The 13602-nt window shown below is 68.8% G+C and carries 11 protein-coding genes; all 11 read right to left on the reverse strand.

What is annotated here, in order from left to right; all coding sequences use genetic code 11:
• Nucleotides 1–45: 45 nt before the first annotated feature.
• Nucleotides 46–987, reverse strand: a complete 942-nt coding sequence (locus AAIL17_RS02920) for an SPFH domain-containing protein (RefSeq protein ID WP_424681316.1) — start codon at nucleotides 985–987, stop codon at nucleotides 46–48.
• A 66-nt stretch (nucleotides 988–1053) separates the two neighbouring features.
• Nucleotides 1054–2430, reverse strand: a complete 1377-nt coding sequence (locus AAIL17_RS02925; RefSeq protein WP_424681317.1) for a sensor histidine kinase — start codon at nucleotides 2428–2430, stop codon at nucleotides 1054–1056.
• 28 nt (nucleotides 2431–2458) lie between these two features.
• A complete protein-coding gene (locus tag AAIL17_RS02930) occupies nucleotides 2459–2794 on the reverse strand; it encodes a hypothetical protein (protein WP_424681318.1) in 336 nt (111 codons plus the stop codon).
• Between the two features lie 109 nt (nucleotides 2795–2903).
• Entirely contained in the window at nucleotides 2904–4244 is a 1341-nt protein-coding gene (locus tag AAIL17_RS02935; RefSeq protein ID WP_424681319.1) for a sigma-54-dependent transcriptional regulator, read from the reverse strand.
• Between the two features lie 161 nt (nucleotides 4245–4405).
• Nucleotides 4406–5635 carry an ABC transporter permease gene (locus tag AAIL17_RS02940; RefSeq protein ID WP_424681320.1) on the reverse strand — a complete coding sequence of 410 codons (1230 nt, stop codon included), beginning with the start codon at nucleotides 5633–5635 and terminating at the stop codon, nucleotides 4406–4408.
• 11 nt (nucleotides 5636–5646) lie between these two features.
• Complete coding sequence (locus AAIL17_RS02945; protein WP_424681321.1) at nucleotides 5647–6951, reverse strand: ABC transporter permease; 1305 nt, start codon at nucleotides 6949–6951, stop codon at nucleotides 5647–5649.
• 52 nt (nucleotides 6952–7003) lie between these two features.
• Nucleotides 7004–8218 carry an ABC transporter permease gene (locus AAIL17_RS02950; RefSeq protein ID WP_424681322.1) on the reverse strand — a complete coding sequence of 405 codons (1215 nt, stop codon included), beginning with the start codon at nucleotides 8216–8218 and terminating at the stop codon, nucleotides 7004–7006.
• Nucleotides 8219–8265: 47 nt separating this feature from the next.
• Entirely contained in the window at nucleotides 8266–9588 is a 1323-nt protein-coding gene (locus AAIL17_RS02955) for an ABC transporter permease (RefSeq protein WP_424681323.1), read from the reverse strand.
• A 194-nt stretch (nucleotides 9589–9782) separates the two neighbouring features.
• Nucleotides 9783–10943 (reverse strand): alpha/beta fold hydrolase, encoded by a 1161-nt coding sequence (locus tag AAIL17_RS02960; protein ID WP_424681324.1) that lies wholly within the window; start codon nucleotides 10941–10943, stop codon nucleotides 9783–9785.
• Between the two features lie 28 nt (nucleotides 10944–10971).
• Nucleotides 10972–12195, reverse strand: a complete 1224-nt coding sequence (locus AAIL17_RS02965; protein WP_424681325.1) for an ABC transporter permease — start codon at nucleotides 12193–12195, stop codon at nucleotides 10972–10974.
• 1 nt (nucleotide 12196) lies between these two features.
• Entirely contained in the window at nucleotides 12197–13498 is a 1302-nt protein-coding gene (locus tag AAIL17_RS02970; protein WP_424681326.1) for an ABC transporter permease, read from the reverse strand.
• Between the last annotated feature and the right edge of the window lie 104 nt (nucleotides 13499–13602).

The raw sequence follows: 13602 nt of genomic DNA on the forward strand, positions 1-13602 counted from the left end.
GCCTGCGGGGGAAGGTGCCGACAGGCGGATGGGGAGGCCCCCGCCTCAGCGCGGCGGCGGCACCGCCTTCGTCACCTGCTGCGACAGCGACTCCTTCGCAAGCTCCGCGATGCCGGCCAGCGAGCCGATGATGCCGGTCGCCTCCATCGGCAGCAGCAGCATCTTCTGGTTGGGCGAATGTGCGATCTCCTTCAGCGCCTCGACGTACTTGTTGGCGACGAAGTAGTTGAGCGCGTTGAGGTTGCCGTTGGCGATCGCGTCGGAAACCATCTTGGTCGCCTCGGCCTCGGCCTCGGCCAGGCGGATGCGCGCCTCGGCCTCGCGGAACGCCGCTTCCTTCTTGCCCTCGGCAGCCAGGATCGCGCTCTGCTTTTCGCCGTCGGCCTTGAGGATCGCCGCCTGCTTGAAGCCCTCGGCCTCCAGGATGTTCGAACGCTTCTCGCGCTCGGCCTTCATCTGCTTGGCCATCGCATCGACCAGGTCGCGCGGCGGCGCGATGTCCTTGATCTCGATGCGGTTGACCTTGACGCCCCACGGATGGGTCGCCTCGTCGACCACGCGCAGCAACTGCGCGTTGATCGTGTCGCGCTTGCTCAGGGACTCGTCCAGGTCCATCGAGCCCAGCACGGTGCGGATGTTGGTCATCACCAGCGCCAGCGAAGCCTGCTCCAGGTTGGCCACCTCGTAGGCCGCCTTGGCCGCGTCCAGCACCTGGTAAAACACCACGCCGTCCACGCGCACCACCGCGTTGTCCTTGGTGATGACGTCCTGCGAAGGCACGTCCAGCACCTGCTCCATCATGTTCATCTTGGCGCCGACGGCCTGGTAGAACGGGATCAGGAAATGTAGGCCGGGGCTCAGCGTGCGCGTGTAGCGACCGAAGGTTTCCACCGTCCATTCGTAGCCCTGCGGCACGATGCGCACCAGCTTGGCGATCACGATGATCGCCAGCAGGATGATGACGACGCCGATCACGATGCTGCCCATGAATTCCCTCCCGTGGCTGAGCAGCCAGTATAGGGGAGCGGCCTGCGCCCGCGCCGCCGGAAGCCGCTACGCGACCCGCACGGGCAGCAGCAGGCTCACGCGCAGGCCGCCGTCCTCGCGGTTGGCCAGCGTGATGCGGCCGCCGTGCGCCTCGGTGATCTCGCGCGCCAGCGCCAGGCCCAGGCCTGTGCCCGAGCGCTTGGTCGAATAGAACGGCAGCAGCGCCTGTGCCAGCACGGTCTCGCTCATGCCGGGGCCGCGGTCGGCCACCTCGATGCGCCAGTCGTGGCCGACCTGCGCCAGCGCCAGCGTGACGCCGTCCTCCGCGCCGCCGGCCTCGTGCGCGTTCTTGATCAGGTTGATCAGCACCTGCTCGATCTGCGCCTTGTCGAACCAGCCCGGCTCCGCTGGCACGCTACCCACCAGCCGGTAGCGGCAGTGCAGTGCCAGGCTGTCCAGGAAGGCCTGCCAGTCGATCGGTTGCGGCTGCGGCGTGGGCAGCTTGGCGAAGCTGGCGTAGCCGGCGATGAAGCCGTGCAGGTGGCGCGCACGTTCGCCGATGGTGGCGAACACGCCGGGCAGCCGCGCCATGTCGCCGCGCCGAGCCAGTTCCGCGCCGGAGTGCGCCAGCGAGGAGATGGGCGCCAACGAGTTGTTGAGCTCGTGGCTGATCACGCGGATCACCCGCTTCCACGTCGCCACTTCCTGCCGCGACAGCTCGCGCGTCATGCGGCGGAACGAGTACAGCTTGTGCGGCCGTCCCTGCAGCCGGAACAGCCGCTGCGACAGGTGGAAGGTTTCGTCGGCGCCGTCCATAGGCACGCTGAGCAGCGCATCCTCGCCGCTTTCCACCGCGCGCCGCAGCGTCTCGGGCACGTTGAGCAGCAGCTCGCCGAAGTCCAGCCCATTGAGGCTGCGCCCTTCGTTGAACAGATGCCGCGCCGCGATGTTGGCGTAGGCCACGCGCCCCTGCGTGTTGGCCAGCACCAGCGACACCGGCGTGTGCTGCACCACCGTGTCCAGCAGCAGCTCGCGCTGGACCAGGTGCTGGCGCTGCTCGCGCAGGGTCTGGCCCAGCGCGTTGTGCATGCGGATCAGCTCGCCGAGCTCGTCGCGGCGGTCGGCGGAAATGGAAAAACTGAAATCACCGTCGCGGTAGCTCGCCACCGCACCCTCGAGCGCACGCAACAGGCGGCGGATCGGCGCCATCACCTGCCCGCCCAGCCAGAGCGCGAGCGGCAGCAGCACCAGCAGGCTCGCCAGCAGGCCACCGGACGTGCCCGGCAAGGTCGGCAGATGGACGCCCAGCCGCGGGTCGTGTCGCAGCCAGGAAAGCAGTTGCGGTACCGGCCACTGGGTGATGCCGGCGTAGACCAGCGCACCGCTCAGCCCGGCCAGCATCAGCAGCCCGCTCAGCCGGACCTGCAGCGATCTCAGTTGCATGCGTAGCTCCGGCGGCGGGCCTGGTGGCTCAGTGGCACGCAGGATCCATCGGCGTCTGCGGGCAACTGACCGCCGGACGGCCGTTGGCGTCCATGCTGCCCATGGTGCCCACCGCGGCCTTGCCCGAATGCTCCCGCGCCGCGTTGCCCGGCAGCAACGGCTCGCGGTCGCCGCGTTCCTTGAACTTGAACGGGGACGATTTGGCCTTCGACCCCGGCAGCGCGGTGGCATCGCGGTAGCTTGCCGTGGACGCCGGCGCCGGAGCGTCCCAGCTGTCGCTGGCGCGGCTGGCGGACGGCACCGACTGCGCATGGGCCGCGGCGGCGACCAGCAACGAGGCAAGCACGACGACCTGGATACGCATGATTCCTGCTCCTTGGGGACGGGCACCGATCATCCCGCGCCACTCCCGCGCCGGCAACCGCCGAAACGCACGGTTCGCAAGGGATACGTCGGGTGGGCTTCAGTCGGCCCTACGCGCTGGTGGCCAGCCCGTAGCGCTCCATCCGCCGGTACAGCGCCTGGCGCGACAGGCCCAGCGCCTGCGCGGCGCGGCTGACCACGCCGTCGGCCCGCTGCAGCGCGGTTTCCACCGCCTCGCGGCTGGGTTCGTCCAGGTTGCGCGCCACCGTGGGGGTGTGCTGCGGCAGGTTGAGCAACTGCGGGGTGACCACGCCGTCGGTGGCGAGCAGCGCCGCGCGCTCGATCGCGTTCTTCAGCTCGCGCACGTTGCCGGGCCAGGGATAGCTCGCCAGCGCCTCGCGCGCGGCGTCGCCCAGCTCGGCGCGGCCGTCGAGGAAGTACTCGGCCAGCGGCACGATGTCGTCGCTGCGCTCGGACAACGGCGGCAGGTTCACCTCGATCACGTTGAGGCGGTAATAGAGATCCTCGCGGAACGTTCCGGCACGCACCATCGCCTTGAGGTCGGCGTTGGTCGCCGAAAGCACGCGCACCTTGACCTGCCGCGTGCGGCCCGAGCCCAGGCGCTCGAACTGCCCAGTCTCCAGCACGCGCAGCAGCTTCACCTGCCCCGGCAGCGGCAGGTTGCCGATCTCGTCCAGGAACAGGGTGCCGCCGTCGGCCAGCTCGAAGCGGCCTTCGCGCGCCTTGTTGGCGCCGGTATAGGCGCCCGCGTCGGCGCCGAACAACTCCGCCTCGATCAGCTCGCCCGGCAGCGCGCCGCAGTTCACCGCCACGAACGGCCCGTGCTTCACCGACGAGTTCGCGTGGACGATGCAGGCGATGCGCTCCTTGCCCGCGCCGTTGGGCCCGGTGATCAGCACCGGCACGTGCGAGCGGGCGACCTGGCAGGCGAGCTCCAGGGTCTGCGCCATCGCGTCGGAGGCGAACACCAGTCCGTCCAGGTCGTAGGTCTGGCGCAGCACCTCGCGGCGGCGGCGGCGCTCGCGGCGTGTGCGGTTGACCTCGCGGGTCGACTCGGACAGCTCCAGCAGGTTCTCCACCGTGGCCAGCAGCTTGGTGTCGTCCCATGGCTTGGCCAGGTAGTCGGCGGCGCCGGCCTTGACCAGTTCCACGGCGGTCTCCAGGTGCGTCCAGGCGGTCAGCAGGACCACCGGCAGGTCGGTGTGGCGCTGGCGGATGGCGCGGAACAGCGCCACGCCTTCCTCGCCCGAGGTGGTGTCGGCGGTGAAGTTCATGTCCTGGATCACCACGTCGACCAGCTCGCGGTCGAGCATCGCCAGCCCTTCCTGCGGCGTCAGCGCGATCAGCGGGCGGATGTCGTGCAGCGACAGCAGCAGCGACAACGCCTCGCCTACCGAAGGGTTGTCATCAATGATCAGGACGGTTCGCATCTTTTTCCTGCACATGACGGCATGGATGCATCTCCACGCCAAAAGGTTGCCATACGGATGCGACGCGGTTGCGCCGCAGGCCATAGCCTACCCGGCCCGCCGCACTCGTGCGTGCCGGGCGTCCCCCCGCCACGGCGGCGCAGGCGCCGGCGCGACGCCCGTCATACCGACCGCGTCGCCACCACCGGCGGCACGCGCGAGGCGCGCAGCGCCGGCGCCAGCACGGACAACTGGCCCAGCGCCCACAACGCCAGCGCGCCCAGCGGCAGGTACCACAGCGGCAGGCGCGGCAGTTCGTAACGGCTCATCAGCAGCAGGTTGAGCACCACCGCCAGCAACATGCCCAGCAGCACGCCGCCGCCGACGATCAGGAAGTTCTCGGCCTGGAAGTAGCGCAGGATGTCCGCCCGCGTGGCGCCGATCGCGCGGCGGATGCCGATCGTGCGCGTGCGCTGCTGCACCCAGAAGTTGGCCAGGCCGGCAATGCCCAGGACAGTCACGAACAGCAGGCCCAGCGCCGCGGCCAGCAGCAAGCCGATCATGGTGCTGTCGCGCTCGAAGTACGCATCGCGCATCTGCGTATAGGTGCGGCGCCCATCCTCGGGAATCAGGCGGTTGGGATCCACCGCCTGCAACATCCGGGCGGCCGCGGCGAGCACGCGGTCGCGATCGCCCGGCGCGCTGCGCAGCAGGTAGGTCGCCTCGTTGCCGTCAGGCAATTGGGGCCAGAACATGACCTCGCCGTCGCTGCCGTCGCCACGCAGCATGGGGCGGACGGTGTCGCTCACGATGCCCACCACGCGACTGCCGTGATGGCCGGCGTAGACCATCTGCCCGAGCGGGTCCTTGCCCGGGAAGAACTTCTTCGCGGCGGCACGGGTAAGCAGGATCGCGGACACGTCGCCGGTGACGTATTCTTCGTCGGTGAAATCGCGGCCTGCGATCACGCGCAGTCCGAGCGCCGCAAGGTACCCGGGACCGCCACTGTAGGTGTCGATCGACAGGCAACCGGTGTGGTCGAGGCTGTTTGCCGCCATGGCGCGCTTGAGCGCCTCCTCGCTGGGGCAGATGCCATAGCTGTTCACGTTGCTGCTGAAGGGCAACGCCCAGCCGACCACCACGGCCGCCTTCACTCCGGGAATCCGGCGGAGCGCATCGAGGTCGGCGGCCTGGCGGGCCTGGTGGTTCTCGTCCTTGACCGTGCCCTCGACGCGGATCAGCGACAGCTCCTTCTCGGCCAGACCGCTCGGCGTCCGGATGCGCTGCACGCGCTGGGCCACCATGAACGCAGCGTTGGCGACGATCGCCAGGGTCAGGGCCACCTGCAGCACGAGCAGGCCCGCGGTGAGCTTGTGGTGGCGCAGGCTGGAAAGGATCGGGCGCAAAGACATGGCGGACATCCTCACTGCGCTTTCAGTTGCAGGGCAGGCGCGACACGGGAGGCACGCCAGGCCGGCAACAGGCCGGCCAGCACGCTGCCGGCGATCGCGAGCAGTACGGTCAGGGCCAGCATCGAAAGATCCATGTGCGCGACATGGGCGTAGCTGTCCGGGCGATGGCGCACGCTCCACAGCCCCATCTGCGCGACGGCTATGCCCAGTACCCCGCCGAGCGTGCCCACCAGCGCCGATTCGACGCCGAACTGCACGAATACGTCGCGCCGCCGCGCGCCCAGCGCGCGGCGCACGCTCACCTCGCCGCTGCGGCGCAGGAACTTGGCCAGCAGCAGCGCCACGATGTTCACCAGGCAGACGACCAGGAAGCCCACCGCAAGCCAGAGCTGCAGGCGCAGGTCGCCAGGCACGAGCTTCTGGTGCGTGAGCCAGTCCATCAGCGAATACAGCTTCGCGTTCCGCGGCGAACGTTCGAACCGACCCAGCCGCTGCTGCTCCGCCGAGTAGTCGACGAGGAACTGGCGGTAGGCGCGCACCTGCGAGGCGTCCTTCAAGCGTACCCATACCTGCAGCCAGGTATAGGCACCGCTGGTCTTGCCGCCCTCCTTCCAGCTTGCCTGGTTGCCGCTGACGCCCATGTTCAGGTCAAGCGCCGTGGCCAAGGGCAGGAAGAAGCGGTCAGCGCCACCGTAATTGCCCTTGCTGGACGCATCGGCATAGAACTGCGGCTGTGGCGCCCAGTCGGCGGACACGCCGACCACCTGGAACGAAGCATCGCCCAGCCTCACCATGCGCCCCACCACGTCGGTACGTCCAAACAACTGGATGGCCAGCGCGTGGCTGAGCACCACCACCCTCGCGCGTGCCTCGTCGTCGTCCGCCGTCCACCCGTGGCCTTGTTCCAGGCGTAGTCCGAACAGTTCGAAGAAGCCGGCGGTGGCATAGCGCCCCTCGACCCGGAACGGCAGGCGGCCGGCCTTCACCGGCCATACGAGCGCCCGGCCGCCGGCCATGGCCGCCTGCTGGTCCGCGCGATGGGCCTTGAGCAGTGCCATCGCGTCGGGCCAGGTGAAGTTGTCGCTCGGGTCGCCCCATTCCTTGTCGGTGGGATAGTTCTTCGGCAGCGGGTCCAGGTGCGGGTAGTAGAGCTGGCTGCTGAGCGCCGGCAGCGGATCCCGGGTCATCACGTGCAGCACCGTCAGCATGGTCATGCTGGCGCCGATGCCCAGGCCGATCGCCAGCACCATCAGGCCGGTGAGGATGGGGCTGCGCCTGAGGCTGCGCAGGGCAAGGTCGAGGTAGTAGGCGAACATTCCCTGTACTCCTGGCTTGGCTCTCTCGCCCGTCCGGGGAGGGAGCGAAAGGTCACACGCTCCGCGTCGCCACCACCGGCGGCACCGCCGCGGCGCGCAGCGCCGGCGCCAGCACGGCCGCCTGGCCCAGGCCCCACAGCACCAGCGCGCCGATCGGCAGGTACAGCAGCGGCAGGCGCGGCAGTTCGTACTGGGTCATCAGCAGGAGGTTGATGCCGAAGGCGAGCAGCATGCCGAGCCCGATGCCGAAGCTGACGATCAGGAAGTTCTCGGTCTGGAAATAACCCAGGATGTCGCCGCGGGTGGCGCCCAGCGCGCGGCGCACGCCGATCTGCTTGCGCCGCTGCGCCACCCAGAAGCTGGTCAGGCCGACGATGCCCAGCGCGGTCACCAGCAGCAGTGCCACGATCACGCCGATCAGCATGCCGGCCATGGCGCGGTCGTCGCGGAAATAGCGGTCGCGAAGCTGCGGCAGGGTCTGGCTCTCCTGGCTGTCGACCACCACTTCCGGAGCGATTTTGGCGATCCGCGCGCGCGCATCGCGGAGCACGCGGTCGAGCTGCTGCGGCGCGGCGCGCAGCAGGTAGACGCCGGCGAGATTCTCCCCGGGCAAGGCCGGCACGAACACCGACCACTCCCGCGTCTCGGGACCGCCCTCGCCGCCGCTCGGCCGCGCCAGGTGGTCCACTACGCCCATCACGCGGTACGGCCGGTCGGCGCACCAGATCACCTGGCCGAGCGGATCGGCGCCCGGCCACAGGTGCACTGCGAGTGCGCGGGTCACCAGCACCGGAGCGCTCTTGGGCAGGAAGTCGGCGACCGCGCTCATGTCGGTCGCCTGCGGCCCGCGGCCGGATACCACGCGCAGGCCCAGCGCCTCGAAGCTGCCCGGGCCGCCCACGTAGAAGTCGACGACGCCGGCGGACTTCTGCGCGTCCCGGCTCAGCTTGATGCCGGCGGTGCCGGCGTGCTGCCCGAACGGCACCGCGTTGATCACGCTGACCGACTGCATGCCGGGAATCGCGCGCAGCCCGTCGAGCACGCGTGCGTTGAGGTCGGTCGCCTGCGCCGGATCGAAGCCGGTGAGCGTCAGCTCCGCCAGCGAGTTCTCGTCGACGCCGCTTTGCAGGCCGGTCTGCTGCACGCGGTCGGCGATCAGGAAACAGGCGTTGCAGAGCACCGCACAGGCCAGCGCGATCTCCATGACGATCAGCAGCGTGGCCAGGCGGTGGCGGCGCAATGCGGCAAGGACAGGTTGTATCTGCATGGTTCCTTAGGTCTCCTATCAGGAGTGCAACCGCCAGCGCGGTCGCATCAAAGCGTTTTCAGTTGCAGGCCGGGCGTGACGCGGCTGGCCCGCAGCGCGGGCACCAGGCCGGCGAGCAGGCTGGCCAGCACCGCCAGCACGAAGGTGGCCAGGAACATGCCGCCGTCCAGGTGCGCCAGGTCGGCGTACTCGACCGGCTGGCGACGCACCAGCCACAGGCCCAGCAAGGTCAGCAGCCAGCCGCCGATGCCGCCGAGCAGGCCGATCATTCCCGCTTCCACCAGGCACTGCGCGAATACCGCGCCACGGCTGGCGCCGAGCGCGCGACGCACGCCGATTTCGCCACTGCGGCGCAGGAACTTGGCCAGCAGCAGGCCCACCGTGTTGCACAGGCAGATCAGCAGGAACGCGAACGCCAGCACCACCTGCAGCCGCACGTCGCTGGGCACGACGTGGTTGAAGTCCAGCCACTGCATGAGGTCCATCATGCGGGTGTTGTCCCCGTGCACGAAGCGGCCGAGCGCCTTCTGCTGCGCGGCGTAGTCGGCCACGAAGCGCCGGTAGCCGGCGACCTTCGCCGCGTCATCCAGTTGCACCCATAGCGCCACCCATACGCAGGGCGCGGTCTGCAGGTGCTTGAGCGCCGCGAGGTCGCCCCAGCAGGTGAACACGTTGAAGTCGTTGCCGGCGACGTCCTGCGCCGTGCTGAAGGGCATGAAGACATCTTCCGGCTTCGAGTAGAAGGACGAGGTCTTGCCCTCCGAGAAGCGCCCACCCGCCACGTCGTAGAACTGCGGCGAGGGCCGCCACGGCGCCAGCACGCCGACGATGCGCACGTCCGCATCCTTCAGCCGCAGGGTCCGGCCGACCGAGTTGGTACCACCGAACAGCCTGTTGTTGAGGTCGGAGGAGATCACCGCCACACGGGAACGTCGCGTATCGTCCGCTGGCGTCCACGCGCTTCCGTAGCGCAGCGGCACGGCGAACATCGGGAAGAAGTCGCTGGTGGTGGAGAGCACTCGCGCCATCTGCGGCGGCAGGTTCACGCCCGGCGCGCGCAGCTTGAGCCCTGCGCTGGCGATCAGCGCCTGGCGGTCCGCGCGATGCGCACTCCACAGATCCACCGCGGAGCGGTAATCCATGACATCGAGCGGCTGGCTGTCCGATCGGTGATCGTCGCTCGGGTCCACCTGCGGATAGAACAGCATGGCGCTGCGCCCCGGCATCGGATCGCCGGAGAGCAGGTGCATCACCGTCAGCGTGGTCATGCTGGCGCCGATGCCCACCGCGATGGCGAGCACCATCAGTGCGGTGAGCGCCTTGTTGCGCTTCAGGCTGCGCAGGGCGAGGTCGAGGTAATAGGCAAACATCGATCACTCCATCGGTTCGTCGGCGCGACCGCGCGCCACGGTGTTCATCGGCCCTTTCCGCCGGGCGTGGCGCCGCTGCCGCGCAGGAACTGCGCGACAGCCTGGTTGAATGGCGTGCGCCACTGTGCGTCGTCGGCCCCGGCCGGCGCTTGCGTGGCTGGCGTTCTGGATTTTCATAGGCAGCTCCGTTTGCCCTAGCGGGTGGTTTCACCCGGCGCGGCGTCGCCTGCGCGTTGTGCCAGCGGCAGTGCGTCGTTCACCAGGTGCACCAGGAAGCGTCCCGGCTGTTCCTGCATCACCATGTGCGCCGAATCGGCGAACACCACCAGGCGCTTCCAGGGCGCCTGGAGGTGATCGAACCACTGCTCGGCCAGCACATGCGACGTGGTCTGGTCGTGCGCGCCGACGAACAGCAGCACGGGACAGGCGAACTGCGTGGTGTGGTCGAAGTCGACGTCCATCAGCGGCTGCAGTAGGCGATGCAGCGTGAACAGGCTGCCCTTGCCGATCGCTTCGAGGTCGCGCTGGCTGTAGTCGGGCGAGAGCGTCTCCGCATCGGCATCGAAGGCGAAGCTGTCGCGACCGAAGGCGAGGCCGCCGTAGTAGGTCTCCCACTTGCTGCGCACGGCAATGCGCCCGATGGTCATCGGCACGTCGCCCGGGTAGGGTGCGATCCCCTCCAGCGCCTTGACCGCCTCGACATTGCCGTGCGCCCTCGCCTGCTGCAAGGCGAAGTCGTAACCCATCGCTTCGTTCCTGCGCACGTTCACTACCTGGCCGACGCCGATGTACGCGTGGAACCATTCCGGGTGCCGCTGGGCCAGCATCGTGCCCAGCACCGTGCCCCAGGAATGGCCGAGCAGGAAGATCTTCTGCTTGCCGTAGTGCCGGCGCAGGTACTGCACCACCTGCGAGGCATCGTCGGCCATGCCTTCGATGGTCATGCCCGGCGCCATTTGCGCCTCGCTGTTGGAGGCATAGGTCTTGCCGGTGCCGCGCTGGTCCCACTGCACGACGGTGAAGTAGTCCTCCCAGGGCGACTGGTAGGTGTAGGCGATGGGCAGGAACGGCGAGGCCGGACCGCCGTGCAGCACCAGCAGGATCGGATTGCGCCGGTCGCGCCCGCGGACGGACAGCCACTGGTCGATGCCGCCGATGCGGACCTTGCGCAGCTCCTCGATGCCGTTGGGCGAGACGATCCGCCGGCTCTGCGCAAGGACGCCGGTCACTTCCTGGCGCGACAGCGTCCTGGCCGATTCACCGGCGTCCGGTGCCTCCCGGGCGGCGGCACTGCCGACGACGACGCCCGAGAGCGTCAGAAACAGGCCACAGCATGTCGCGGTCAACCATCGCATCGAAAATCTCCAGGAGAGGGATAAAGATTCATACCGAGCGCGTCGCCACCACGGGCGGCACGGCAGCGGCGCGCAGGGCCGGGCCGAGCACCGCCACCTGCCCGATCAGCCACAGCGCGATCGCGCCGACCGGGAAGTAATAGGCCGGCAGCCGCGGCAGTTCGTAGTGCAGCATCAGGAACAGGTTGATGCCGTAGGCCAGCACCATGCCCAGCGCGATGCCGATCGTCGCCAGCAGGAAGTTCTCCGTCTGGAAGTAGTTGAGGATGTTGCGGCGAGTCGCGCCGAGCGCGCGGCGCACGCCGATGGTCCGCCGCCGCTGCGCGACCCAGAAGCTGCCCAGGCCGACGATGCCCAGCGCAGTCACCACCAGCAGCGCGATGCACACGCCGGCGAGCAGGCCGGCCATGGCGCGGTCGTCCTGGAAGAACTCGGCGCGGATGTCGTCCAGCGTCTTCTTCTCCAGGATGATCCGGTGCGGATCGTTCTTGCGCAGCGTGACGGCGGCCGCGGCCAGCACGCGGTCGCGGTCCTGCGGCGCGGTGCGCAGCACGAAGCGGCTGGCGTTGTCGGTGTCCATGCGCAGCGGGAACACCATCGACCATTGCGCCGTGTCGTCGCCGTTGAACAGCGACGGGCGGATCAGGCCCTCCACCACGCCGATCACCCGCACCGACGTGTCGCCCAGGTAGATCGTCTTGCCGAGCGCGCTCTGGCCTGGCCAGAGCTTCTGGCCGAGGCCGCGGGTGATGACGATGCCGGCGAGCTTCTTCTGCAGCTTCTCGTCGCGCTGGACCTGGCGGAACTCAAGGTACTCGTCCGGGTTGAAATCCCGGCCCTCGACCAGCTTCGCCCCGAAGGTCGAAACGATGTTCTCGCCGAAGTACTGGGTGGCGTTGAGGGTGGGCAGCTTCTGGTCCGGGTCGAGCTTGATGCTGGTGTTCCACGAGCTGTTGGTGAACGGCACCTCGTTGACCAGCGCCACCGACTTCACGCCCGGGATCTGGCGCAGCGCCGCGAGGTCTTCCTGGGCGTGCGCCCTGGCATCGGTGCTCTTGCCGATGCCGTAGGCCTGCACCTGCACCAGTTCGTGCTCGGCCACGCCGCTGAACATTTTCATGCGTTCCAGCCGCTGGCTGATCAGGAACACGGCGTTGCAGACGATGGCGCAGGTCAGCGCGATCTCCAGCACCACCAGCAGCGCGGTGATCTTGTGGCGGCGCAACGTCGAAAGAATCGGCAGGATGTCCATGTCAATTGCTCTTCAGTTGCAGGGCGGGAGTGACCTGGCAGGCGCGCCAGGCGGGCAGCAGGCCGGCCAGCAGCGTGGCGCCCACCGCCAGCAGGAAGGTGGCGGCCAGCATCGACAGGTCCAGGTGGGCGAGCGCGGCGTAGTCGGAGGGCTGCTTGCGCACCAGCCACAGGCCGAGCAGCGCCAGCAGCAGGCCGGCGACGCCGCCGGTCAGCCCGATCACGCCCGACTCGACCAGCAGTTGCATGAACACCTCGCGGCGCGAGGCGCCCAGCGCGCGGCGCACGCCCAGCTCCGCGCTGCGGCGCAGGAACTTGGCCAGCATCAGGCCCACCGTGTTGACCAGGCACACCAGCAGGAAGCCGAGCGCCAGCCACGCCTGCAACCGCACGTCGCCGGGCACCACCTTGTTGTAGTCCAGCCAGCCCATCACGTCGTTCAGGCGCACGTTGGGCGGGCGCTGGAAGCGGCCCAGCGTCTTCTGTTCCTGCGAGTAGTGGACTAGGAAGGTCTTGTAGGCGGCAGCCTTGGCCGGCGTGTCCAGTTGCACCCAGAACTGCAGCCACACGCATGGCGCGGTGTCCATGTGGTCGGGGTCGGAACCCTTGCCCCAGCAATCGGTCGAGCCGTTGCGGGCGAGCTTTAGGTCCTTGGCCGTGGTCAGCGGCACGTACACGCCCTCGTCCTCGGAATAGCTGCCGTTGTTGAGGTCGTAGAAGTGCGGCGTCATGCGCCACTGGTCGAGCACGCCGACGATGCGAAACGCCACGTCGTTCATGCGCAGTGTCTGGCCGGTGCTGTCCTTGCCCTGGAACAGCTTGTCATTGAGCTTGCGCGAGATCACCGCCACGCGCGCGCTGCCTTCGTCGTCCGCCTCGCTCCAGGGGCGCCCGTAGAGCATCGGCACGTCGAACATCGGGAAAAAGTCGGCGGTGGTGTAGCGCGCGTTCTCGAAGAACGGATCGATCGCCGACTGCGCCGGCTGGATCGGCACGGCGCCGCCGGTCATCAGCGCCTGGCGGTCCGCCCGCCTGGCGTGCAGCAGGTTCATGCCGTCGATCCAGGTGACCTGCGCCGGCGGATCGTCCTCCGGCCGGTAGCCGTCCATGTCCTGCGGATCGAGCTGCGGGTAGTAGAGCTGCGCGCTCTTGCCCGGCAGCGGGTCGCCGGAGAGCACGTGCAGCACGGTGAGCGTGGTCATGCACGCGCCGATGCCCAGCGCGATGGCCAGCACCATCAGCGCGGTGAGCGCCTTGTTGCGCTTGAGGCTGCGCAGGGCCAGGTCGAGGTAGTAGGTGAACATCAGGCGTGTTCCTTCGGGTTTAGCCTGCGCCTCTGCTCCCTCTCCCCTCCGGGGAGAGGGTTGGGGTGAGGGGCCGGGCGGAGCGCGATGTGCCGCCATGCGTG

Origin of the sequence: Frateuria sp. YIM B11624, from assembly GCF_049727805.1 — a bacterium.
Classification (GTDB): domain Bacteria; phylum Pseudomonadota; class Gammaproteobacteria; order Xanthomonadales; family Rhodanobacteraceae; genus Frateuria_A.